General features: G+C 43.2%; 24 protein-coding genes, 1 other RNA gene and 1 pseudogene. 23 read left to right on the forward strand and 3 right to left on the reverse strand.

Annotated features, from left to right (window positions below; all coding sequences use genetic code 11):
* Positions 1–41: 41 nt before the first annotated feature.
* From IEZ33_RS03790 to IEZ33_RS03855, 14 genes are all read left to right on the forward strand, one after another.
* Positions 42–638 (forward strand): KdsC family phosphatase, encoded by a 597-nt coding sequence (locus IEZ33_RS03790; RefSeq protein ID WP_240009622.1) that lies wholly within the window; start codon positions 42–44, stop codon positions 636–638.
* A complete protein-coding gene (gene kdsB, locus IEZ33_RS03795; RefSeq protein ID WP_191602392.1) occupies positions 638–1,465 on the forward strand; it encodes a 3-deoxy-manno-octulosonate cytidylyltransferase in 828 nt (275 codons plus the stop codon). The genes IEZ33_RS03790 and kdsB overlap by 1 nt, the downstream gene beginning before the upstream one ends.
* Positions 1,466–1,521: 56 nt before the next feature.
* Positions 1,522–2,247: a hypothetical protein gene (locus IEZ33_RS03800; RefSeq protein WP_191602393.1), complete on the forward strand. Its 726-nt coding sequence runs from the start codon at positions 1,522–1,524 to the stop codon at positions 2,245–2,247.
* A 133-nt stretch (positions 2,248–2,380) separates the two neighbouring features.
* Positions 2,381–3,316 (forward strand): type II secretion system protein N, encoded by a 936-nt coding sequence (locus tag IEZ33_RS03805; protein ID WP_191602394.1) that lies wholly within the window; start codon positions 2,381–2,383, stop codon positions 3,314–3,316.
* A gap of 26 nt (positions 3,317–3,342) precedes the next feature.
* Positions 3,343–5,262: a type II secretion system secretin GspD gene (gene gspD / locus IEZ33_RS03810; protein ID WP_191602395.1), complete on the forward strand. Its 1,920-nt coding sequence runs from the start codon at positions 3,343–3,345 to the stop codon at positions 5,260–5,262.
* 66 nt (positions 5,263–5,328) lie between these two features.
* The gene (gspE, locus tag IEZ33_RS03815) at positions 5,329–6,798 is read left to right on the forward strand and encodes a type II secretion system ATPase GspE (protein WP_191602396.1); all 1,470 of its coding nucleotides are present in this window, start codon (positions 5,329–5,331) and stop codon (positions 6,796–6,798) included.
* A gap of 52 nt (positions 6,799–6,850) precedes the next feature.
* Positions 6,851–8,053 carry a type II secretion system inner membrane protein GspF gene (gspF, locus tag IEZ33_RS03820; protein ID WP_191602397.1) on the forward strand — a complete coding sequence of 401 codons (1,203 nt, stop codon included), beginning with the start codon at positions 6,851–6,853 and terminating at the stop codon, positions 8,051–8,053.
* A 39-nt stretch (positions 8,054–8,092) separates the two neighbouring features.
* Complete coding sequence (gene gspG / locus IEZ33_RS03825) at positions 8,093–8,554, forward strand: type II secretion system major pseudopilin GspG (protein WP_420844869.1); 462 nt, start codon at positions 8,093–8,095, stop codon at positions 8,552–8,554.
* Between the two features lie 87 nt (positions 8,555–8,641).
* Entirely contained in the window at positions 8,642–9,166 is a 525-nt protein-coding gene (locus IEZ33_RS03830) for a prepilin-type N-terminal cleavage/methylation domain-containing protein (protein ID WP_191602398.1), read from the forward strand.
* Positions 9,141–9,665 carry a type II secretion system minor pseudopilin GspI gene (gspI, locus tag IEZ33_RS03835; RefSeq protein ID WP_191602399.1) on the forward strand — a complete coding sequence of 175 codons (525 nt, stop codon included), beginning with the start codon at positions 9,141–9,143 and terminating at the stop codon, positions 9,663–9,665. The genes IEZ33_RS03830 and gspI overlap by 26 nt, the downstream gene beginning before the upstream one ends.
* Positions 9,662–10,321: a type II secretion system minor pseudopilin GspJ gene (gene gspJ / locus IEZ33_RS03840; protein WP_191602400.1), complete on the forward strand. Its 660-nt coding sequence runs from the start codon at positions 9,662–9,664 to the stop codon at positions 10,319–10,321. The genes gspI and gspJ overlap by 4 nt, the downstream gene beginning before the upstream one ends.
* Complete coding sequence (gspK, locus tag IEZ33_RS03845) at positions 10,318–11,328, forward strand: type II secretion system minor pseudopilin GspK (protein WP_191602401.1); 1,011 nt, start codon at positions 10,318–10,320, stop codon at positions 11,326–11,328. Before gspJ ends, gspK begins: the two co-directional genes overlap by 4 nt.
* 88 nt (positions 11,329–11,416) lie before the next feature.
* On the forward strand, positions 11,417–12,721 hold the full coding sequence (gene gspL, locus IEZ33_RS03850; RefSeq protein WP_191602402.1) for a type II secretion system protein GspL: 1,305 nt from the start codon (positions 11,417–11,419) through the stop codon (positions 12,719–12,721).
* A gap of 36 nt (positions 12,722–12,757) precedes the next feature.
* The gene (locus IEZ33_RS03855; RefSeq protein ID WP_191602403.1) at positions 12,758–13,276 is read left to right on the forward strand and encodes a type II secretion system protein M; all 519 of its coding nucleotides are present in this window, start codon (positions 12,758–12,760) and stop codon (positions 13,274–13,276) included.
* A 49-nt stretch (positions 13,277–13,325) separates the two neighbouring features.
* Here the strand turns inward: IEZ33_RS03855 and IEZ33_RS03860 are convergent, their stop codons facing one another.
* The 3 genes from IEZ33_RS03860 to IEZ33_RS03870 all read right to left on the reverse strand — a co-directional run bounded on the left by IEZ33_RS03860 (position 13,326) and on the right by IEZ33_RS03870 (position 14,564).
* Positions 13,326–13,955: a 5-formyltetrahydrofolate cyclo-ligase gene (locus tag IEZ33_RS03860; protein WP_191602404.1), complete on the reverse strand. Its 630-nt coding sequence runs from the start codon at positions 13,953–13,955 to the stop codon at positions 13,326–13,328.
* Between the two features lie 3 nt (positions 13,956–13,958).
* Positions 13,959–14,136: non-coding RNA, 6S RNA (ssrS, locus tag IEZ33_RS03865), on the reverse strand.
* Between the two features lie 134 nt (positions 14,137–14,270).
* The gene (locus IEZ33_RS03870; RefSeq protein WP_191602405.1) at positions 14,271–14,564 is read right to left on the reverse strand and encodes a cell division protein ZapA; all 294 of its coding nucleotides are present in this window, start codon (positions 14,562–14,564) and stop codon (positions 14,271–14,273) included.
* A 143-nt stretch (positions 14,565–14,707) separates the two neighbouring features.
* Here IEZ33_RS03870 and prfB point away from each other — a divergent pair.
* The 9 genes and pseudogenes from prfB to IEZ33_RS03915 all read left to right on the forward strand — a co-directional run bounded on the left by prfB (position 14,708) and on the right by IEZ33_RS03915 (position 22,833).
* A protein-coding gene (prfB, locus tag IEZ33_RS03875) for a peptide chain release factor 2 (RefSeq protein WP_191602406.1) occupies positions 14,708–15,803 on the forward strand; the annotation gives its coding sequence in 2 pieces (ribosomal slippage) (positions 14,708–14,779 and positions 14,781–15,803; 1,095 coding nt in all).
* A 69-nt stretch (positions 15,804–15,872) separates the two neighbouring features.
* On the forward strand, positions 15,873–17,375 hold the full coding sequence (lysS, locus tag IEZ33_RS03880) for a lysine--tRNA ligase (protein ID WP_191602407.1): 1,503 nt from the start codon (positions 15,873–15,875) through the stop codon (positions 17,373–17,375).
* Positions 17,376–17,483: 108 nt separating this feature from the next.
* On the forward strand, positions 17,484–18,545 hold the full coding sequence (gene hisC, locus IEZ33_RS03885) for a histidinol-phosphate transaminase (RefSeq protein WP_191602408.1): 1,062 nt from the start codon (positions 17,484–17,486) through the stop codon (positions 18,543–18,545).
* A gap of 263 nt (positions 18,546–18,808) precedes the next feature.
* Positions 18,809–19,371 (forward strand): annotated as a pseudogene (locus tag IEZ33_RS03890) (IS91 family transposase); the annotation flags it as partial.
* A 520-nt stretch (positions 19,372–19,891) separates the two neighbouring features.
* Positions 19,892–20,098, forward strand: coding sequence for a GNAT family N-acetyltransferase (locus IEZ33_RS20590; RefSeq protein ID WP_275672804.1), 207 nt, complete (start codon positions 19,892–19,894; stop codon positions 20,096–20,098).
* A 113-nt stretch (positions 20,099–20,211) separates the two neighbouring features.
* Positions 20,212–20,943: a hypothetical protein gene (locus IEZ33_RS03900; protein WP_191602410.1), complete on the forward strand. Its 732-nt coding sequence runs from the start codon at positions 20,212–20,214 to the stop codon at positions 20,941–20,943.
* A gap of 164 nt (positions 20,944–21,107) precedes the next feature.
* A complete protein-coding gene (locus IEZ33_RS03905; protein ID WP_191602411.1) occupies positions 21,108–21,302 on the forward strand; it encodes a hypothetical protein in 195 nt (64 codons plus the stop codon).
* Between the two features lie 49 nt (positions 21,303–21,351).
* Positions 21,352–22,320, forward strand: a complete 969-nt coding sequence (locus IEZ33_RS03910; RefSeq protein WP_191602412.1) for a transposase — start codon at positions 21,352–21,354, stop codon at positions 22,318–22,320.
* 252 nt (positions 22,321–22,572) lie between these two features.
* The gene (locus IEZ33_RS03915) at positions 22,573–22,833 is read left to right on the forward strand and encodes a hypothetical protein (protein ID WP_191602413.1); all 261 of its coding nucleotides are present in this window, start codon (positions 22,573–22,575) and stop codon (positions 22,831–22,833) included.
* Positions 22,834–22,865 lie beyond the last annotated feature (32 nt).

A 22,865-nucleotide genomic window follows, 5' to 3' on the forward strand; every position in this document is an offset into this window, starting at 1 on the left:
TTGAAAAATTGTTAACAGGGCACTTTGCTGGAGAGTAAGCTGTGGATCAAGATTTTTTAAACGCTTATGTGTTTGCGCATAAGCAGGCTGGATCAAATTACTTAATTGAAAAATTGCAGTCCCTTAAACTGGTTGTGTTTGATGTCGATGGTGTGTTGACGGATGGGAGCTTGCTGTACAGTGAGCAAGGTGAGCAGTTAAAGCGATTTAATGTGAAAGATGGCGTTGCGATAAAGTTGTTGCCAAAGTGGGGTGTTGAGGTGGCCATTATCACCGCTAAAGACTCCCCACCTTTGCGAAAACGCATGCAAGATTTAGGTGTGAAGCATTTCTATCCTGGTTGTCATAATAAAGCTGAAGCATTTAAAGAACTCGCTGAAACCTTAGCGATTGATTTAAAAGACACGGCCTATGTCGGTGATGATGTTATCGATTTGCAGGTTATGCCGTTAGCGGGCGTTTCTTTTTGTCCAGCCGATGCGCATGTCTTACTGACTCGATTTTGTGATATTTCATTAAGCAAATTCGGTGGTAAAGGCGTTGCAAGAGAGGTTGCAGATATTGTATTGGCAAGTCGTATGCCTCTTGAGAGCGCCTATGATGTGGCCATTAAACCCGAATTTGAAAAGGCAAATTAATGACAGTCATCAATACCGAGTTAAGCATAGATTCTTTAAGTGACGACAAAAAAGTAGCGTTACCGAATTTTCATATTGTAATTCCGGCACGCTTCGCTTCTCAGCGTTTCCCCAAAAAACTGTTGGCGATGTTGGGCGATAAACCGGTTATTCAATGGGTATATGAGTTAGCCCTAAAAGCAGGCGCTGAATCGGTTGTAATAGCAACCGATCATGAAGAAATTAAGCGGTTAGCGGCTCGTTTTGGGGCCGATGTCGTGATGACTAGAGACGACCATGAAAATGGCACCGAAAGACTGGCCGAAGTGGCGACGCAAAAAGGATGGTCAGCTAACGAGATCGTGGTCAATGTTCAAGGTGATGAACCTTTCTTGCCAGTGACGTTGATTCATGATGCCGTGCTGGCGCTGCATAACGACCATGCCGCTGATATGGCTACCGCGGCTTGCGGTATTAAAAATAGTGACGATTTTTTCAATCCGAATGTGGTTAAGGTTGTTTGTGATCAAGAGCAAAGAGCACTGTATTTCAGTCGCGCTCCGATACCATGGGATCGCGACGGTTTTGCTAAAGCAAAGCAAACACATCCGGATATGCCTGTTTTTCGTCATATAGGTTTATACGTCTATCGAGCTCGATTATTAGCTCAATATGCCACTATGCCAGTGTCTCCGTTAGAAAAATGGGAAAAATTGGAGCAGTTAAGGCTTTTACATCAAGGTGTGAAGATTCAAGTGGCTTTGGTTTCTGGCCTACCTCCTCATGGCGTCGACACACCGGAAGATTTAGAAAAGTTAAATCGAACCTTATCGGCCGGTTTTTTATAAATCATGAACGGTTCTTGTTATAGCAAGCGTATGTTAGAGGATGTTGATACCGTTTTATGAAAAAGAGTCGTACTGTTTATATTGTCTGGTTTATTGTATTACTTGCCTTGTCTGCGATGGTAAATGCGCCACTGCATTATTGGAAAGGCACCATTCAATCGAAAGTAGCCGAAGGGGTGACCTTACATCAACTTAATGGTCGATTGTGGGCGGGCAACATAAGCGTTTCAGTTCCCAGATTGGAGAAACCAATAGCGGTTCAATGGCGGTTTGCTTTCCCTAATATGCATGTGCAAATGACTCACCCTGCTTTTCAAGGCTGGGGCATGGCTTCTTTCTCCATTGACGGTATCGACATGTGGGTGGATGAAGCACGGTTAGATATGGGGCTGTTTCAGCCAATGGCTAAGTCCAATGGTATTCAATTAAATGGCTCTTCGTTTATAATTGATAGGTTGTTTATTCAGTTAGGTTATGACACATTTGTACCTAGATTGTGGCGTGGGGAAGGGCGGTTGGCATCAATAACGGCGGATTATGCTTTTGGCAATGAACGGAAAAAAATGCAAATGAATGGGCTTACGGCTGAATGGTTAACCCAAGAACAAGCATCAAGTATCTTGATCCGTTCACAAGAAGGGCATCACTTATTAAGCCTTGAACCAACAAGGAAACAAGAATTGGAGATATCGATTATGCCGTCTTTGTTAAATGAAGTTGGACTGTCCTGGAGTGGAAGAGCGGACTACCCGGTGGCTGTATTGGTGGAACCCTTGTTTTAAAGCCAATGAATGAGGGCATAAATTCATTGTTACTCCTGTAATCTGTTAATGGGCGCATCGTTACTAATAACAGTGGCCTTTTAATATCTACTTTTTAACGTGTTGTCTTTAAAGAAATAGGTTGAGTAAAAGTATGACGTTCAGTGTTTATAAGCTAGAAAGTGCGATTCGCAACCTCCTCTTTTTTATCCTAATTAGCTGGGTGTCCATTACAATGGGTTATTTTGTCTGGACTTGGGAGGACCCTGAGACCAAGATTACCTTGCCTCAAGTGACGATGACGTCTACCGCTCATATAAAATCTCGGCCTACCGTATCTGAAAACTTGTTTGGCTTTGCGGCTATTGCTGAGGTGGAAACAGATCAAGCCTTAACGGAAACCCGTCTAAAGCTCTTGTTACGCGGCGTGTTGCCCTCTAATCAACAAGATCAATCCATTGCGTTTATTTCTTCACAAGGTCAACCGGATAAACCCTATAGAGTGGGCGACACCGTATCGTCAGGTGTGACTTTGCACACGGTTTTTGCGGACCGTGTGATTCTAAGTCGAGGTGGGATTAAAGAAGTTTTGTTTTTTTCTAAAAATAAAGAGACGTTGTTAATTCTGCAGGATGATCGCCTGATATCTTCGAATGGTGTCACGTCTCTCAACGAAGGCAATATGATGTCAGAAAATGCCGATCAATTCTCCCGTTCAGGTCGTCTCGTTGAAAATAAAAGCGCGATTCGTCGAATGGCTTCATCGTCTGCTTTCATGCAAGACATGATCAGTTTGACACCTGCTGCTCTTCTGGATCGATATGACGCGGCGTTTCAAAATAACCCTGAAAGCCTGCTTGTTTCTGCAGGATTAATTGCAACCGGGCGCTCTTACAAAGTGGTCAGTGGAAGTCCATTAAATCGCGTTGGCCTTAGAACGGGTGATGAAATCGTTTCTGTTAATGGGCAGGCCGTAGGTAACGTCTCAAATGATAAAGGTTTAGGTGGTTTAATTCGCTCTCAAGCCGTAGCGCGTATTGAAATACGTCGTAATGAGAAGCGTTTTTATGTAAATTATGCCGTGAAATAATGATTTTAATTGAACAAGGATTATTAATGTTACAGCGAGCCATTTCAAAGTGGGTAATGTTTTTGGTATTGACATTGGCCACCCTATCTTTTGCATCAGCAAAAAGTTGGCAGGTCAATCTTCAGCAAGCTGATATTGGGGTTTTTGTTCATCAAGTGGCTGAAATGACAGGGAAAAGCTTTATTGTTGACCCTCGAGTCAAAGGTAAAGTAACGGTCATATCCAGTGCTGAACTTAATGAAGAGGCTATTTTTCGCTTATTCCTATCTGTCTTGACTGTCCATGGCTATGCGGTGATTGATTCTCCTGAAGGTTACAAAGTCTTGCCGCAAAATGTGGCGAAACAAGGCGGGTTGGATTTTGATGTGAGTGGTAACGCTTCCGGAGAGCTTTTAGTTACTCGAGTCATTGCTATAAAAAATGCAGTAGCCGCTGAGTTGGTCCCTATTTTACGTCCACTCATTCCTCAATATGGACACCTTGCGTCAGTCAATGAAGTCAATGCCTTAATTGTCAGTGATCACGCCGATAATATTCGTCAGTTAGAAAATTTAATTTCCCGTTTAGACAGCACGGTTGAAGGTGAAATTTCGGTTGTGTCTTTGCAATATGCCTGGGCAGGGGACATTCTGGATGTATTGCAAAATATCAGTGGTTTGTCATCCAGTGTTGGCAGTGCACCAGGACGGGCTGTCGTGAGCACGCGTATCCTTGCGGATGAAAGAACCAATCGTATTGTGATTAAAGGTAAAGAAGGTGAACTCGCGCAAATTCGAGATTTGATTAAGCAGCTCGATGTACCCGCTCGAAAATCCAGCCGATTGCAGGTGATTCCATTACGTTATGCAGACGCCAAGAAAACCGCTGATTTGATCAAAGGGGTCTTAGGAAATACGCCAACAGACGGTGTTAGTGAAAAACCAACCACTTTTAATATCCAAGCAGATGAAGACTTAAATGCCTTGCTTATTAATGCTGAGCCAGATGTGATGGCCGACATTCAATCGGTATTAGTTGAGCTGGACAGTCCAAGAGCACAAGTGCTGGTTGAAGCCATTATTGTTGAAGTGAAAATGGAAGGTTCAGAAGCATTAGGTTTTCAGTGGTTGTTTGGCGATACTTCGGATGGAACCACCCCACTGGTTGGGACAAACTTTACGAATGCGGGTAACAGTTTAACCAGTTTAGCCACGGGAATAGCAACAGGAACACCAAGCTTATCGAATGGTATTACCGCTGGTGTGGCGTCGTTTAACAGTAAAGGGGACTTGAATTTAGCGGGTATTTTGCAAGCAATAGAGTCTAATACCAACGCGAATTTACTTTCTACACCAAAGATTCTGACTTTAGATAATCAAAAGTCAAAAATTATTGTTGGTGAAACTCGACCTTTTCAGACAGGGGGGTATTCTGACAATGGGGAAAACCCTTTTGTAACCATAAACCGTGAAGACGTTGGTTTAACACTAGAAGTCACACCACATATTAATGCGGGTGATGAAGTTCGTATGGAAGTGCTGCAAATCGTGGAAGCGGCGTCAAAAGAATCCAGTTCATTAGGCACCATTACCACCAAACGAGAAATTCAAACCACGGTCATTGCTGGCAATCGACAAACCATTGTTTTGGGGGGATTGATTGAAGACAATGTTACTGAGGTGACGCAGAAGGTTCCCGGATTAGGGGATATTCCTTATTTAGGTGCACTATTCAGAAGTACCTCTTTTGAAAACATTAAAAAGAATTTATTGGTCTTTATTCGTCCAACCATTTTAAGAAGTAAGCAAGATTTGGATGAGCTGTCTAGAAGTAAGTATCAAACGTTTAAATCCATTGAATTAACTATGCCGATGAATGAGCTAAGAACAAAGACCGTTGATGGGCTATTTGATTCAACTCGATATGTTCCTGAGCTGACGCCTACTGTGTCATCGGAGGCAAACTAGATGCCGTCTTTCTATAAACGTCTTTTGCTGACTTATCGTATACATTAATCCGGTGGAATTCACTCTATGCCCTCACTTCTCTATTCTTTTGTAAAACACTCCGGGGTGCTGTTGCGGCAGGATGGAGATCGTTGGGTTGTGTCTCATAAACTATCGGCCACTGTAAACGCATTATGTGAAGCGGCAAGAGTGTCTCCTACGCCACCACTTTACCAAGCCTTACCTGATGATGAATTTGACGATGTCGTTGTGCGCTTTTATCAACAAGAAGGGGGACAGACACTTGCTCTTGCCCAAGGGCTTGGAGACGAACTGGATTTAGCCAGTGCAGCAGAAGCCGTTCCTGACAGTGAAGACTTATTAGAAAGAGAAGGCGACGCGCCCATTATTCGCTTGATCAATGCGATTATGAGTGAAGCGGTAAAAGAAGATGCTTCTGATATTCATATTGAAACCTTTGATAAACGTTTGGTCGTCCGGTTTCGAGTTGATGGGGTATTAAGAGAGGTGATTCAACCTAAACGTGCCTTGGCTCCTATGTTGGTGTCCCGTATAAAAGTGATGGCCAAATTAGACATTGCTGAAAAACGTATCCCTCAAGATGGGCGGATTGTACTCCGTATTTCTGGTCAAGAAATTGATGTTCGGGTGTCAACAATGCCTTCTTCCCATGGAGAGCGCATTGTGATGCGTTTGTTGAGCAAACACGCTGGACGTATGAATTTACAGCATTTGGGAATGAACCACGTTGACCGAGAAAGAATCACCGCGCTAATCAATCAACCCCACGGTATTTTATTGGTTACTGGGCCTACTGGTTCAGGCAAAACAACCTCCCTTTACGCCGCACTCAGTACCTTGAATAACGGTCGTCGCAACATTATGACGGTGGAAGATCCTGTCGAATATCATATTGAAGGCATTGGTCAAACTCAGGTGAATTTAAAAGCCGACATGACGTTTGCTCGGGGGCTAAGAGCCATTCTACGACAAGATCCCGATGTGGTGATGATAGGGGAAATTCGCGATAAAGAAACCGCCGAAATTGCCGTGCAAGCGTCCTTAACCGGTCACCTCGTACTTTCGACTCTGCATACTAATAGCGCTGTTGGTGCTATTTCTCGCTTGGAAGACATGGGCGTTGAGCCTTTTCTATTGTCGTCTTCTTTGATTGGTGTTTTATCTCAGCGCTTAGTAAGGAAGCTTTGTGATCACTGTAAAACACCTATTGTGGCGGACGATGCGACTAAACGTTTATTAGGTGTGGCTTTTACGTCAGAGGATACCATTCTCTATCAGGCAAAAGGCTGTTCCAAGTGTTTTGATCAAGGTTATAAAGGGCGATTAGGTTTATATGAGTTGGTGATGGTGACGGAATCGGTAAAAAACTTGATTCACAGTAAAGCCAGCGAGCAAGAAATGGCGGCATTAGTTCGGCAAGAAACCCCCAGCTTATTTCAAGATGGCGTACAAAAAGTATTGCAAGGCATCACCACCATTGAAGAAGTGTTGCGGGTATCGAATGAAGGTTCATAGAAAACGATCCATGAATCACTACTGGCCTTTGTTTCTTGAGGAAAAGACCTAGATGGCGGCTTTCGAATATTTAGCATTAGATAGAAAAGGTCGCAAGCGAAAAGGAGTGCTAGAGGCCGATAATGAACGTCATTTACGTCAGTTATTACGTGATAAAGGCATGACGCCTTTAGAGATTAAACAAGGTAAGGAACGTACACGACATACCTTTTTTTCTCCCAGTATTAATGTCAAAGATCGGGCTTTACTTACCCGCCAATTAGCCACCCTAATTGATGCCGGTTTGCCCATTGAAGAGGCGATCACGGGAGTCGCTCAGCAGGCCAGTAAGCAAAAGCTGCGCAGTATGTTGTTAAGTATTCGTTCTAAGGTACTAGAAGGTCACAGTTTAGCTAAGGCGTTAGAATCCTATCCAAAAGCCTTTCCTGTTTTGTTTCGAGCCAGTGTAGAAGCGGGAGAACAATCAGGTCATTTACAGCAAGTGCTAACACGCCTGGCGGATTATACTGAACGTCAAAGAGCGACAGCACAAAAGATTCAAATGGCGATGATGTACCCTATTATACTGACATTAGTCGCCATAGGTATTGTGAGTTTTCTGTTGGGCAGCGTGATGCCGGATATTGTGTCTGTGTTTGATAAACAAGGGGCGGCCTTGCCTCCAATTACAGAATTTATGTTATCACTCAGTTATGGGGTTACCCATTATGGTCAACTTATTTTAGTTGTATTCGTCCTAACGGCCATAGTTTATAAATGGCTGATGACTAAGCAAACGGCCAGTAATCTAAAAGATCGTTTAGTATTAAGAATACTTGGCTTAAGAAAGTGGGTTGTTGTGGCGCAAATTACTCGCTATATCAGCACATTAGCCATGCTTTCAAGCAGCGGTGTCGCTTTAGTCGATGCGATGAAAATCGCCGCTCAAGTGGTTGATAACAGCAAAATGCAACAACAGCTAACAGCGGCTATGATGAAAGTGCAAGAAGGTGGGTCACTTGGAAACGCGCTGGATGAGACGACCTTATTGCCGCCTATGATGCTGCAATTAATCAAAAGTGGTGAACGCAGCGGTGAGTTAGATTCCATGCTTGCACGAGCCGCTCATCAACAAGAAGAAGAAAGCCATGCTTGGATGACTACGCTGGTCGGTTTATTCGAGCCACTTATGCTCTTGGTAATGGGAGGCGTTGTCATGATGATCGTGATGGCGATTTTGTTACCGATTATGAATATGAATCAGTTGCTAAACTGAACACCCTATTAACCCCGTTAAAAAGAGAGTTTTCGAGTTATGTCTATGTTTAAGAATCGCAAACCAACGCCTTCTTTTAAAAAAAATAAAGCGGCCTTTACCCTTTTAGAACTCATGGTTGTATTGGTTATTTTAGGGGCGTTAATAGGTCTTGTTGCGCCTAATATTCTAAGCCGTTCAGATGACGCAAAAGTGTCCGTGGCAAAAACTCAAATTCGTAATCTTATGGCCGCATTGGATCTTTATAAACTGGATAACGGCCAATACCCTTCTACAGCTCAAGGGTTAGAGTCGTTAGTCACTAAGCCGTCAGGATTCCCTGAAGCGAAAAACTGGAAATCAGGGGGGTACATGCAAAAATTACCTCAAGATCCCTGGGGCAATGAATTTTTGTATGTCAGTCCTGGTTCTGATGGCGCTTATGATCTTATTTCTTTAGGTGCCGATGGGCGTGAAGGAGGCGAGGACGATTCTACTGATATCAATAAAGCCGACCTTTAGGTATTTCGTTTTTACAGAGACTTTTTGTAAATCCGTTTTTATCAATAACATCGCAACTAAGAAAGGTTGAAAAGCAAGGCAGGTCGAATGATAAGGAAGAGTACGAATACAAAATTTTCAGCCTTTACTTTGCTTGAATTATTAGTCGTGCTCGCCGTGCTTGGTGGAATGTTAAGTTTGGTGAGTTTTCATTATCAGACGGATGACCTTGAACGAAAAGTAACCGAAGAGTCACAACAAGTACGGTTGTTTCTGCAAAACACCTTAGATAAAGCCTGGCTTGATGGTGTGACCTATGGGGCGAATATCTCATCAAAGGAAATGGCTTTGTTTGAGCTGAAAGACGGTGAATGGGTGTCTTTATCCAAGCGTTATTTGGCGTCGAGCGAAAACATTGAATGGTATTTATTGGAGAAATCAGGGTTCACTAATTTATCGTCTGAAGGCCGAGCTTTGGTAGAAAAAATCGATCTAGTCTTTGCTTCCAGTGGTGAGTATAGCCCGTTTGAATTGCACATTATGATAACAGAGTCCTCGACTCAGCAAACCGTCAAAAAAACACGAGTTTTAACTGGAGATGGCGCCAATGCCTTTGTTTTTGTCGCCGAATAAAGTGCATTCTCATCACGTTGTTCCCATTAGGATGGGTTTAACGCATCGAGCTAGACTGGGCGGTTTTACCTTGATTGAAGTGCTGATCGCATTAGTTATTATTGCTCTTGTTGGTGTGGTGTTGGCGCAAACCAGTTATCAGTCAGTCGATCAAACGGATTATTTAAAACGTAAATTAATGGCTTCTTGGGTCGCTGAGAACCGTATGACCGAACTGCGTTTACAGACTCAGCAAGGTCAAGAGGTGTCTTTAACTGAATCCGAGGTTGAGCAAGCAAGCTGGCGCTTTCGTACAGTAGCCAATTTAGATACCCAAGCGGCCGGTGTGATGAGAATTGAAATACAGGTTTTTCAGCCACCTCAAGCCGACTCGCCCTTATTTACCTTAACTGGGTATTTACCTGCCAGTATTCGAGCCCTTAATAGTAAGGGTGATCTTTCTGTGGGTGACCTTTCTGTGAGTGACCTTTCTGTGAGTGATAACGGAGGTGCTCCATGAAACGCCTTGGTCATCCTGCTCAGAATGGCTTTACTCTGCTTGAACTATTAATTGTCCTAGGTATTTTGTCTTTTCTTGGTGTAGCCAGCTTTAATATGGCGGGCTCAGGCATACGCTTACAAAAAAGCATTGCGGCTCAAAGTGATGCTTTAGAGGGCGCCGTTAGGGTATGGCAATGGCTTGAGAGGGATTTGGAGCAAATGGTAAACCGCCCCGTTCGTGATCATTTAGGCGACGTTCAAGCCGCGCTTGTGTTAGGCAACAAGCAACTGTTATTTAGTAAGTCTGGTTGGCAAAACCCATTAATGTATCTTCGCTCCGATGTGCAACGCGTGGAATATCAGTGGCAAGATGAGCAGCTGATTCGGCGTTTTTGGCCCGTTATGGACAGAGATCAGGACACCAAGGCGGTGGAACAGGTATTTGAAAACATTACCCGTGTCCAGATAGCCTTGCTGGGCGAGCAAGGTTGGACTTCAGTTTGGCCAAAAGTGGAATCGTCTCTGCGTCAAGGTAATGCCAACCAAGACAGTGAGGCAGTCCCTTTACCTCATGCTGTGAAAGTCCGTTTGCATTTGGCTGGAATAGGAGAGGTTGAGCGCTTGTTTATTGTGCCATCAACCCCCGTCCATGATGGTGAAAGTGGGACAATATGAAGCGGATTAACTTAGGCTCATTTCAGTCGCATACGTCATCTCAACGAGGGGTCGCTTTGATTATGGCTTTAATGGTGTTTGCCTTGGTCAGTGCCATGGCCGCTAGCGTAATGAGTTATCTTGCTAAAGAAAGGGAGGTAATCTCGCAGGTTCAAGAGACGATTCAATTAAAGCAACAATTGTTGGGTGGGGAGTCGTGGAGTATCAATGCCTTCGCTCAATTGAAGGAATCCTCTTTGCCGCCTTTTAGTAACCGTAAATGGTTGATTCAACAAAAAACCTTTCCATTAGAAAAGGAAGGGGATGCAATGAAGATCATTTTGCTTGATCGACAGACCTGCTTTAACGTCAATCAATTGGCTAATCCAGAAAAATCTGAACAAGGCTACCAACAGCTTCAACGTTTATTTTCCAGCGTAAATAAAAAGCCAGAATTGGCCGATCAGATAAAGGACTGGGTGGATGCTGACCAAGACATTACGGGGGCAGCCGGCCATGAGGATGCGTTTTATCAAGGCTTTTCACCTAGCTTTCGTACCGCTGATCATAAGATCGCAAGTGAAACCGTCATGCTCTTATGGCAGTGGGAAGCGGCAGACTTAGCCGCTCTCTTACCTTGGTTGTGTATCTGGCCTACTGAAATGGGGGCCAACGTCAATCGTTTACCAGAAAATTTACAAACGGCCTTTTTTGTTGATATGACCGCTGAACAAAAACAAAAATTCAACGCGCGTCTTGATAGTGCTGGTTTTACGAGTGTAGCGGACTTTTTAAAGGAAGGTAGCCTGTCGGATCAAACTCTAAAAGAAGACGACTGGCGTACAAATATGGCTTATGTTGATGCCTTTATAACGGTAACATTAGGAGAGAGAAAAATGTCTCTTCATTCTCGTTTAATAAAATCCAACACAGGTGATGTTACTGTATACGGTCGATCTTATGGCTCTCATAAATGGCTATTGTCGTATTTTGATCTACCTGAAATGGAGTGGCCTGATGAAAAATAGTTTAATGAACAATCGCCTGTTGCTCACTTATCTGATGTTAACTATTCCGATGTTAACTAACCCAATGTTAAATAGAGGACTGGATTAAATGAATCGCCTTATCATACGTTGCTATGAATTATCGACGCTAGGAAATGGCAATGAAAACAATTATTCAAGTGAGAGTGAATCTTTACTTCAGTTTGGCTCTTTGGCTTCTTATGGCGATTGGGCTTTAGTCGATGATAAAGGTGCCTTTCTGGAATATCAAACCAATGCGGACCTGTCTGCATTGGCTGAGTATCTGTCTGAAAAATGGGTTAGTAAAGGCATGAAGTACACGGATGTAATTGTTTGTCCTCCAACCGAACGATTGCATACTCGTTGTTTATCATTGGAAGTAGGGCAACGTAAGCATTTAGAGAAAGTCGCCCCCTTCTTAATGGAAGAAGCGTTGGCTCAATCAATGGATGAGTTGCATTTTACTCTATTCGATAAAAGCCAACAGGATTCAGCTTGGGTGGTAGCGGTTGATAAGTCGTTACTCTCTCTTTGGATAGAGCAACTCGCCAGTTGGCAGTTTCCGACACCGGCTATCTTATCGATGGCTTGCGGCTTTATGGAGCAAGCGAAGCAGAATGAAACCAACACATTATTAGTGAAAACACACCAAACAGGTGATAAAGAAGGTCATACTAATGACCGTTCGGTATCGGCTCCTAACTGGCTTTGGATTAATGAAAGCTCGGTGATCATGCTGCCGGATTCTATCTTACCGCATTTGCCAGAAAACGCCATGGAGTCGGCTATTGTTGACACCGAAGCCGAAAAGACCGTGTTAGAGTGCCTTGCTCAATTTGTTATAAATACTCGAAACTGGCAAGAAAAGAACCTCTGTCATGGTGCGTTTCGCCTAGGAGGTTTATGGTTAGAAAAATTAACGGCTTGGCGTTGGGTGGCAGCCTTTGCCATTGTTGCTTTTTGTTTGGAACTGTTTCTTATGCAGGCATCAACAAAAGCCTTGGCTCTACAAGAGCAAGAGATTAAACAGCAGGCAAACTCACTTTTTTTGGAATTGGCTCCCAATGAAGGACGAGTGGTGAACTTATCTCGGCAATTGAGAGGCTTATTACAGCAAAAGCCAGACCATCAAGCGGTTTCTGATGCCAATACGCCTTACGATGTGTTGGCGAAAATTGATCAGGCCAGAGACGAGGTAGAAGGCGTTCATCGTTTGACCCAACTGGACTTTTTCGATCAAACGTATCGTTTGGATTGGCAAGCTCAGAAACGTGACACTCTGGATGCGATACAATCGGCGTTGGAGAAAAGCGCCTTGTCTGTGCAAATAGAGCAAGTGGTGCGTCAAGACGCCGGTTATCGCGCGGCACTAAAAATTCAATTGACAAAGTAATGTGTGTTTACTCGAATTATTAAGAAGGATAACTCAATGAAATCTTGGTTGATCAACCAGTTTCGTTCTAGCCCATCGTTATATTCAGCATGGTTAGCCTATTTACGCTTAAGTGTGAGAGAGCAAGTGCTGCTGTTTATTTTAGCTGTTTTTGGTTTTTTATTGAGTGTCTATTTTTTGCTATGGAAGCCTATGCAGCAAGAGAATCAAAATGCACAAATTTCTTTTGAACGCAGTCTCAAAGATTATTATAAAATCGTTGAAAATGCGGAGCACTTGATCGCACTCAACGGTGTGCCTCATTCCAGTTTACTTGACCGGTCAGCCAATGAGTTAAGAACCTTAGTAAACAGCACCGCGAGACAATATGGCATTGTAGCCGACAGAGTGGCGGTAGAAGGAGACAGTCGTCTGCAAATTTGGGTAAGTAATACCGCGTTTGCTAAGTTGTCCCCATGGATTGCGGCCCTAGGTAAAGAGAAAGTCTCCATTTATTCCATGCAGTGGAGCAGTCAAGAGGTGGGCAAAGTCAATTTAAAAATCACTTTAGATTGACTAAACGGGCCTATTAGTTATGGCTAACCTGGTTGGTTGAGTGAAACGGTTAGTTACATTGAATTTGCTGACTTTCGGTGACAATGCCATCTAATGGTACGTCCCAATGTTCAATTGGCAGCTTAGTGACCTGCTGGCAATCATGAGCAAGTCCGACCAAAACAGTGTGTTTGGCTTTTTTTGCAAAGGTTTTATCATAAAAGCCACCACCCATTCCCAAACGACCGCCGGTATTATCAAATCCAACCAATGGCAAGCAAACCATATGCAGCTGCTCTGGTGGTAATGGATTTAGGTCAACAGGCTCGTCAATCTCAAATTGGTTTTGTTGCCACTGAGTGTCGGCGTCGTATAAACCAAAGAGTAAGGTTTCCCCATTAATAATCGGTAAATACACCTTGACGCCTAATGACCATAAGTAGTGGCAGAAGACGTCAGGAGAAATTTCACCATCGTTACTGAGGTAAAGCGCAATATTGATACTAGCAGGGGGTGATGAGTCTAGACGTTTTTTGAGCCAAGGAGAAGACTGTAATTTTTTCGCTATTTGTTCTGCAGCGAGCGCTTGCTGAGGTTCAGGCAAGGATCTTCTAACTAATCGTAGGTGTTTTCTAAGTTCATTTCTTGATAGGGATTCTAAGCAAGAGGTTGGATGTGAATTCGATCCATAAGAAGACATAAAAAGTTTCCCAAGTTGCCGTTTCGACTATTGGCCTTGAACCCAGTGGTTCAAGTTGGAATGAACTGAAGCTTTTTAGGCTTTCCGACGCACGGACATGCACACCAAACTCACATATTCTTTCCGGGAGTATACTCATAGGCTCAAGGGCGTTAAGCCGCTCCAAACAACCCAGGAAACAGACTGTAGTATAAGACAAGGATTTAAAAAATCTACCCGTTTTAGGAAGAAAAAAACAAAAAAAGTTCTTCCAAAGCCTTTACTTTACTGGGTTGTCGAATCTTTGAACACTTTTCTACCAGAGTTGATTGTCGTTTAACCAACTTTGTTTGTATGAGTTAAGGCCGAGTCTAATTGCGACGTAAGTTCTCGTAATTGTTGTTCATTTGAGCGGGCATACTTGCGGCTAGAAAGCATGTCATGGGTAATATTTAGCGCCGCAATAATGGCGACTCTTTCTGTACCAATTATCTTGCTATTGGTTCTAATTTCTTGCATTTGACTGTTTAAATAGTCTGCGGCTTCGGTGAGCTCTGTTTCGTGACCTTTTGGGCAATTAATTTTGTATTCTTGCCCTAATATGTTGACAGATACCGTTGGTTTTTCCATGTGGGCTCCAGTTAATCGTTTTGTCGAATAAAATGCTTTATTTTATCAGAATGAAGGGGTCAGACCATTTTATGATGCAGGTAAATTCGTTACAATTAACTATATACCTTAATTCACCTGTTTTATAACAAATTGAAGCCATTATGGAAATCAATCCGATACTTTCTAAGATAAAAGACTTAACTGAGCGTACCCAAACTCTTTGGGGGTATCTTTGACTATGATACAAAGAAAGAGCGCCTTGAAGAAGTTTCTCGTGAACTAGAAGACCCTGATGTCTGGAATGATCCAGATTATGCCCAAAAATTGGGCAAAGAACGTGCGGCTTTAGAAGCCGTTGTTGATGTATTAGACGTTATGAAAACAGGTGTTGCCGACGCAAAAGACCTATTGGATATGGCGGTTGAAGAAGACGATGACGAATCTGTTGAAGCCGTTCAAGCTGAATTGGCTGATTTAGAAGCTCAAATGGCAAAACTTGAGTTCCGTCGTATGTTCTCGAAAGAAATGGATGAAAGCTCAGCCTTCCTTGACATTCAAGCCGGTTCTGGTGGTACAGAAGCGCAAGACTGGGCCAACATGATTTTGCGTATGTATTTACGCTGGGGCGAAGACAAAGGCTTTAAAGTGGAGCTGATGGAAGTGTCCGCTGGCGATGTGGCTGGCATCAAATCCGCGACGATCCGATTTGAAGGCGAATACGCTTTTGGTTGGTTAAGAACTGAAACGGGCGTGCATCGTTTGGTGCGAAAATCGCCTTTTGATTCTGGTAATCGTCGTCATACGTCCTTTGCTTCTGTTTTTGTTTCTCCAGAAATTGACGACAATGTTGATATTGAAATTAATCCGGCTGACATTAGAACCGATACCTATCGTTCATCGGGGGCTGGTGGTCAGCACGTAAACACGACGGATTCGGCGGTGCGTATTACTCATATACCAACAAATATAGTGGTGCAGTGTCAGAACCAGCGTTCACAACACGCTAACCGTGATTTTGCTATGAAGCAATTACGCGCAAAACTGTACGAATTTGAAATGCAAAAGCGTAACGAAGCGGCACAAGCTGTGGAAGACAATAAATCGGATATTGGTTGGGGCAGTCAAATTCGCTCCTATGTATTGGATGCATCGCGTATTAAAGACTTACGAACCGGTGTAGAAAGCTCGAATACAGGTTCAGTGCTAGACGGTAATCTGGATCAGTTTATTGTCGCCAGCTTAAAGCAAGGTCTATAAGCAACAGACATAACCGACAGTTAATAACATCAATTTAAAACGATATTCTAAAAGAGTAGATGGCAAATCATGGCTAACGAGAACACTACAGAAAACACTGGCGTTGCAGAAGACAATCGTTTGGTTGCAGAGCGCCGTGGTAAATTAAACGCTATCCGTGAAGAGCGTAACGCGTACCCAAATGACTTCCGTCCAGACGCTTATGCAGTGGATCTACAAGCGGAATTTGGCGAAATAGAAAAGCCAGAGTTAGAAGAAAAAGACCATAAAGTCAGCATTGCGGGTCGTATCGTCCGTAACCGCGGTGCTTTCATGTTATTGCAAGACATGACAGGCCAAATCCAAGCTTATGTTAACCGTAAAGCCCTGAGTCCTGATCTGTTGGCTGAACAAAAAACATGGGATTTGGGTGATATCATTGGGGTGACTGGTCCTGTTCATAAATCAGGTAAAGGCGACTTGTATGTTGATATGCAATCGGCGCAACTGTTAACCAAGGCTTTACGTCCATTGCCTGATAAGCACAAAGGATTGTCTGACACAGAAATGCGTTACCGTCAGCGTTACGTAGACTTGATCGTAAACGAAGAGTCACGCAATACTTTCCAGGTTCGTTCAAAGATCATTTCTACTATTCGTCGCTTCCTTGAAGATCGTCGCTTTATGGAAGTAGAGACGCCGATGTTGCACATGATCCCAGGTGGCGCCACAGCGCGTCCGTTTGTGACACATCATAATGCGATGGACATGAGCATGTTCTTGCGTATTGCACCTGAGCTTTACTTGAAACGTTTGGTTGTTGGGGGGTTTGAGCGAGTTTTCGAAATTAACCGTAACTTCCGTAATGAAGGGGTATCCACACGCCATAACCCTGAATTTACCATGATCGAATTTTATCAAGCCTATGCGGATTACAAAGACCTAATGGACTTAACGGAAGCCATGTTGCGTGATGTGGCGGAAAAAGTATTGGGCACGACGTCAGTGACCTATCAAGGCTCTGAGTACGATTTCGGTGCGCCATTTGTTCGCATGACCATGCTTGAGTCTATTCTACACTTTAACCCAGAGTTAACAGCGGACGATCTGGATACGTTAGAAAAAGCCACTGAAGTCGCGAAAAAACTGCATATCGATGTGAAGCCAATTTGGGGCTTAGGCAAGTTGTGGACTGAAATTTTTGAAGAAACAGCGGAATCCAAATTGGATCAGCCTACTTTTATTACAGAATACCCTGCGGAAGTTTCGCCATTGGCCCGTCGTAATGATGATAATGATTTTATTACTGATCGTTTTGAATTCTTCGTAGGTGGACGCGAAATCGCCAATGGTTTCTCAGAGTTAAATGACCCTGAAGACCAAGCGGAGCGTTTCCGTAAGCAAGTGGCGGAAAAAGACGCCGGTGATGATGAAGCCATGCATTACGATGCCGACTACATTAATGCCTTGGAATACGGCTTACCACCGACAGCGGGTGAAGGTATCGGTATTGATCGTTTGGTGATGTTATTCACTGATGCGCCATCTATTCGTGATGTCTTGTTATTCCCTCATATGCGCCCTCAGGACTAATCCAGAGGCGGATTATTGTTTGTATTCAAAAGGCCTCTAATTAGAGGTCTTTTTTGTGTATTTCGTTATCAAATTATTTATACCTTTATCGTGATTGGGAGAAAGTAAATGAGTCGTTTTTGGACTAAGAAAATTACCGAGCTGGACCCGTACGTACCGGGTGAGCAACCGCAAGATAAGCAATACATCAAGCTGAACACGAATGAAAGCCCTTACTCCCCGTCTCCAAAATCCCTAGCGGCCATGACAGCGGCGGTTAGCGAGAGCTTGCGTCTTTACCCAGATCCAAATGGCATGACGTTGAAAAAGGCCTTAGCAAAACAATATCAATTAGACACTCAGCAAGTATTTGTCGGTAACGGCTCGGATGAAGTGCTTGCTTTGGCTTTTATGGGGTATTTTGCCGGTGGCAAGCCATTGGCCTTTGCTGACATTACCTACAGCTTTTATAAAGTGTATGCGAACTTATACGATATTCAGCCTCAGCTTATTCCGTTAACAGAAGGCTTTGATATCGATCCGAGCGACTACCAGAACCTAGACGTGTCTGGTGTTGTGGTTACCAATCCAAATGCACCAACGGGTAAAGCCTTGCCTTTGTCAGACATCGAACGTGTTTTGCAAGCCAATCCTGATGTGGTGGTTTTAGTGGACGAAGCTTATGTGGACTTTGGGGCTGAAAGTGCGGCAAGCTTAGTGAATCAATACCCAAATTTATTGGTTGTGCAGACCTTCTCAAAATCCCGCGCGTTAGCGGGCATTCGAGTGGGTTACGCACTAGGACATCCAGACTTGATCGAAGGACTTGAGCGCCTTAAGAACTCATTCAACAGCTACCCAATTGACCGCATCGCTCTGGCTGGTGCCACCGCCGCAGTGGAAGACGCGGAATACTTGAAAGAAATCTGTGACAAAACCATAGCTACTCGCGAATGGACTCACATTCAGTTAACGGATCTAGGTTTTAAGGTCTTACCATCCGCCACCAACTTCGTTTTTGTGACTCACCCAGAAAAAGACGCCGAAAGTGTGTATTTAACGCTGAAAGAGCAGGGGATTCTAGTGCGTTTCTTTGGTCGCAACAAAGCACGCATTGGCAACTACCTCCGCATCACCATCGGTACCGATGATGAAATGCGAGCGCTGATCGACGCACTAAAAGCACTCTAATACACCACATGTAGGTCGGCCTTCAGGCCGACAAAGTGCTTTTGAGTCATCCAAACTCTCTTAGAGCGCATAAACACAAAAAGCCTGCGTCTTTTCGGCTTGCGTCACTGTCGTCGTCAGCGCAGAAAAAACGCAGACTGTTCATGAGTATCACATCACACCTAAAATGAGAATCTTTTGTAGATACTGGCCTTCAGGCCGACAAAGTGATTTAGAGTCATCCAAATGCACTTGGAGTTTACAGAACGTTGGTCTTTAGGCCAGCAAACCGTTTTAGAGGCACGATGGTAAGCGAATTACGTCAAGCGTATGGGCAAGGAGCGTTATCGACGATTGAAAAGGCAACGTTGGATGGCACACTGAGTCATTTAATGAGTCATCCATGGGTTGTTTATTGCAAATCTGCTTTAGAATATCGAGAAACTTTAGTCAGCTATTTAGCGCGTTATACTTATCGAGTTGGTTTAAGTAATCATCGCCTTGAATCATGGAAAGACAATCAAGTGACCTTGTCCTATTTTGATAATAAAACCAAAAAGGCAAGTCGATTGTCACTTAAACCCGCGGAGCTGGTTAGGCGTTTTCTTTTACATGTTTTACCAAAAGGGTTCATGCGTATTCGTCATTATGGTTATCTATCGAATGCGGTAAAAAAGCGATCCTTGGCAAATATTAAACGACAGAGTGGTGAACCAACAAAGAAGGTAGAAAAGTAGAGACAGATACGGCACTAACAGGGTGTCGATGCCCTTCCTGTGGTGAATCAAAGGTAGTTTATCTGGGAGATAACAACCATGATACTCAGTTGAGGTTAAATAGTAGTTAGAAAAGAATGGATTAAGACATGACAAGGGAAAAAATATCAGGTAGTGAGACCTGAGGGCTTTTACTTGCCTAATACTTAGAATTCGAGTAAAAGTATTAGGCAGTAATATGAAAAATCTAAAAACACGAAGGTTTTTTAAAAGTAACCTTCGAAGAGTACAAAAAAACACCGCGATTTAAACAGGGACGTCGCCAATCTTGAAAAAGCAAATTCCCTATAAATAAAGCGGCCGTTCAACAGACGGTTATAGCCATGGCTTCGCCACTGTATAACCGCTTAGTAGTTATATACCTAAACGGAGCTCGTAGCATAAATATGGAATTAACTACTCCTCTCCCACCTCAAGATAATGAATTTGAAGCCCTGAAAACTGGGTTAACGGAATATAACTAATCTCACACAGGGGATGTATTTAGAGAAAAAGTATCTTCATTTGTAAAAGATGAGTCAGGAGTCATTGTTGGTGGGATTTTAGGTGAAATAAATTGGAACTGGTTGCATATTCAAGGTTGATGAAAGTATCCGAAAATGTGGATGGGGAGCTAAGTTGCTATCTAGTATGGAAGAATATGCTTTATCTAAAAACACCACTAATATTCGCCTGGAAACAACTACTTTCCAAGCATTAGGATTTTATGTCAAAGCTGGTTACTCTGTGTTTGGTGAATTGGCTGATATGCCTAAAGGGCACACTAGTTACTTTCTACAGAAACAATTGGGTATATAACAAGTCGCTCAAGTAAAAGGACACGTAACGCTTGGCTCGTGCTCCTTCGTCGCTAATTTTAGCCAAGCATTACTTTGCCTCTTAGCGAGGCGTTAGAATTTTGAGGAAGTATTTTGCATAACCTGAAACTCAAAGTCGAAGACTCGCTTTCCATAGACACAAGGTTGTGGCGATATATCGATTTGGCAAAATTCGTATCATTATTGGATTCGGGTTCTCTGTGGCTTGCTAGGTCTGATACTTTTAGAGATCAAAGTGAAGGTCGGTTTCCAAGCGAGATGAGAGTAGCCATTGAAAGAGCTTACGAAAGCTTTGATGACCAAAATGACTCTCCAATAAATAGTGCTGACGATTTTCAAGAGTATTTATGCAGAAATTCCTATGTGAGTTGTTGGCACAAAAACATCGATGAAAACATGGTCATGTGGGAGCTCTATGGCCGGGACAGCAATGCTGTTGCCGTACAAACAACGGTAGGGAAGCTCGAATCAAACATCTCAAAAATCGATTCCGGAGGCTTGGAGTTTTATTTAAAAAATGTTCAATATTCTAGAGCTGAAGATGTAGAAGGCAAGCTTGATTATAGTGCCCCATTTTTCATAAAACGTCCGCACTTCAACTTCGAGAAAGAAGCTCGAATTTTATTAAGCACATACTCAGCTATCATTCCAAATAAGGATACCCCCCTCGGGGTAACGGTGAAATTAAACGTCGTCGAAGCTATCGAGAAAATATTGGTTCACCCGGATAGCCAAGATTGGTTCGTCAAAGTCGTACAGTCTATTTCGGATAAGTATGGACTAAACGCTCCTGTTGAGAGAGGGGTGTATGGCAACAAAATCTAATCGGGTAGCCGGAGGTTTCTAACCTCCAGCCCCCACACCACCCTGCATGCGGCTCCGCACAGGGCGGTTCATAAACAATATCTAAGACACCCATTACTTTATTGATGTTTTTTTGATCACCGTCTAAACTAGATAAAACCAAACTCAAGGATGAGGAAAAAACGATGCCAAGGGCCAGAAGCCAACAAGTCAGTTTGTCTGATACACCTTACTATCACTGTATTTCTCGATGCGTTCGACGTGCTTTTTTATGTGGTGAAGACTCTGTCACCGGAAAGAGCTTTGAGCACCGTCGTGGGTGGATAGAGGCGCGAATTTGGCAATCTAAGACACCCATTACTTTATTGATGTTTTTTTGATCACCGTCTAAACTAGATAAAACCAAACTCAAGGATGAGGAAAAAAACGATGCCAAGGGCCAGAAGCCAACAAGTCAGTTTGTCTGATACACCTTACTATCACTGTATTTCTCGATGCGTTCGCCGTGCTTTTTTATGTGGTGAAGATTCAGTTACAGGAAAAAGCTTTGAGCACCGTCGCGGTTGGATCGAGGCGCGAATTTTATTTTTAGCTCAACTCTTCTCTATCGATATTTGTGCTTATGCGGTGATGAGCAATCACTTGCATATTGTGTTGCATGTTGATGAAAAACAAGCCAAAAATTGGTCTACTCATGAGGTGTTGAGGCGCTGGCATGCGTTGCATAAAGGCACGTTATTTACTCAACAATACGTTCGTGGCGATACCATGCCGGACTATGCCATAGAATTAGCAGAAAGATCGGCGGAAGCGTATCGAGAAAGGTTGTCTGACATCAGCTGGTTTATGCGGGAGTTAAACGAACCGATTGCTCGGCAAGCGAATGTTGAAGATGGTTGCACGGGACGATTTTGGGAAGGACGCTTTAAGTCTCAGGCGTTGTTAGACGAAGCCTCTGTTTTGGCTTGTATGGCGTATGTTGATCTTAATCCTATTCGAGCCAACATCGCAGCGACACCGGAAACATCAGAATTTACCAGCATCAAGAAACGAGTGAAAGCGGCGGGAGAAGGTGCTCAACCCAACGCTTTGTATCCTTTTATCGGTGATGAGCACAAAGATAAAAACAAAGGGATCTTATTTAAGTTAACGGATTATCTTGAACTGGTTGATATGACAGGTCGTATTGTTCGACAAGACAAGCGAGGCTCGATTGACTTGTCGCTTTCACCCATTTTACAGCGGCTTGGAATATCATCTGACAACTGGCTAACGATCGCTATTAAGTTCGAGCAAAATACTCATAGCGTGGTTGGTCAGGAAAACAGCATAACCCGTTACAAAAACGCCCAACCAAGGTCAAGGCCGAATAAACGGTGTTGTCGATTACTTGCCTAGCGTAACCAACGGTTTTATTTCAAATTCCCCCGAGCCTTACTAAGCGGTAAGCAGATTTACTCGCCTCAAAATCACTATTTTCGTCTAGCCAGATAACAATAAAGACGGTTTCTTAGTGAAAGTTGTATTTTTCAATGCTTCTAGTATTTAAACGAATCAAAATATAATCAGTCTTTTCTGATGTTTTAATATTGGGTGTCGATGGTAAATTTCTATGGTAAATTATTTGTATTTATAGCCGAGGAGGCTAACATGATTGATCAAAAAGAGACTCAAGACATTTCCAATTGTATTAGTGCTGATTTTGATAAAATGGACCAACAAGCCGCCGGTAATTGGTCCATTTGTTACAGTACTCAAAAAAATAGCTTAACTCTATCAGTCAATGTAGTGCATCCGCTTGCTTCAAATGGAGGGACTGAGCTCACCACGGAAATCGATGAAAAAGGTCTGAACGATATGCTGGCTTTTTTGCATCAGGTTAAATATTCCATGGGCAAACCTAGATTGTAATTGGTAAATTATGATGCGTGTCTATGGTAAAT

Origin of the sequence: Marinomonas algicola (assembly GCF_014805825.1) — a bacterium.
Classification (GTDB): Bacteria; Pseudomonadota; Gammaproteobacteria; order Pseudomonadales; family Marinomonadaceae; genus Marinomonas; species Marinomonas algicola.

Bases quoted from the DNA above. Each gene is read 5' to 3' on its own strand.
- kdsB (WP_191602392.1), top strand. From the start codon at position 638: ATGACAGTCATCAATACCGAGTTAAGCATAGATTCTTTAAGTGACGAC.
- gspL (WP_191602402.1), top strand. From the start codon at position 11,417: ATGAATCGCCTTATCATACGTTGCTATGAATTATCGACGCTAGGAAAT.
- gspE (WP_191602396.1), top strand. From the start codon at position 5,329: ATGCCCTCACTTCTCTATTCTTTTGTAAAACACTCCGGGGTGCTGTTG.
- IEZ33_RS03800 (WP_191602393.1), top strand. From the start codon at position 1,522: ATGAAAAAGAGTCGTACTGTTTATATTGTCTGGTTTATTGTATTACTT.
- IEZ33_RS03905 (WP_191602411.1), top strand. From the start codon at position 21,108: ATGCCAAGGGCCAGAAGCCAACAAGTCAGTTTGTCTGATACACCTTAC.
- IEZ33_RS03915 (WP_191602413.1), top strand. From the start codon at position 22,573: ATGATTGATCAAAAAGAGACTCAAGACATTTCCAATTGTATTAGTGCT.
- gspK (WP_191602401.1), top strand. From the start codon at position 10,318: ATGAAGCGGATTAACTTAGGCTCATTTCAGTCGCATACGTCATCTCAA.
- IEZ33_RS03805 (WP_191602394.1), top strand. From the start codon at position 2,381: ATGACGTTCAGTGTTTATAAGCTAGAAAGTGCGATTCGCAACCTCCTC.
- IEZ33_RS03870 (WP_191602405.1), bottom strand. From the start codon at position 14,564: ATGGAAAAACCAACGGTATCTGTCAACATATTAGGGCAAGAATACAAA.
- gspJ (WP_191602400.1), top strand. From the start codon at position 9,662: ATGAAACGCCTTGGTCATCCTGCTCAGAATGGCTTTACTCTGCTTGAA.
- IEZ33_RS03855 (WP_191602403.1), top strand. From the start codon at position 12,758: ATGAAATCTTGGTTGATCAACCAGTTTCGTTCTAGCCCATCGTTATAT.
- lysS (WP_191602407.1), top strand. From the start codon at position 15,873: ATGGCTAACGAGAACACTACAGAAAACACTGGCGTTGCAGAAGACAAT.
- gspD (WP_191602395.1), top strand. From the start codon at position 3,343: ATGTTACAGCGAGCCATTTCAAAGTGGGTAATGTTTTTGGTATTGACA.
- IEZ33_RS03910 (WP_191602412.1), top strand. From the start codon at position 21,352: ATGCCAAGGGCCAGAAGCCAACAAGTCAGTTTGTCTGATACACCTTAC.
- IEZ33_RS03830 (WP_191602398.1), top strand. From the start codon at position 8,642: ATGATAAGGAAGAGTACGAATACAAAATTTTCAGCCTTTACTTTGCTT.
- hisC (WP_191602408.1), top strand. From the start codon at position 17,484: ATGAGTCGTTTTTGGACTAAGAAAATTACCGAGCTGGACCCGTACGTA.
- gspI (WP_191602399.1), top strand. From the start codon at position 9,141: ATGCCTTTGTTTTTGTCGCCGAATAAAGTGCATTCTCATCACGTTGTT.
- gspG (WP_420844869.1), top strand. From the start codon at position 8,093: ATGTCTATGTTTAAGAATCGCAAACCAACGCCTTCTTTTAAAAAAAAT.
- gspF (WP_191602397.1), top strand. From the start codon at position 6,851: ATGGCGGCTTTCGAATATTTAGCATTAGATAGAAAAGGTCGCAAGCGA.
- IEZ33_RS03860 (WP_191602404.1), bottom strand. From the start codon at position 13,955: ATGTCTTCTTATGGATCGAATTCACATCCAACCTCTTGCTTAGAATCC.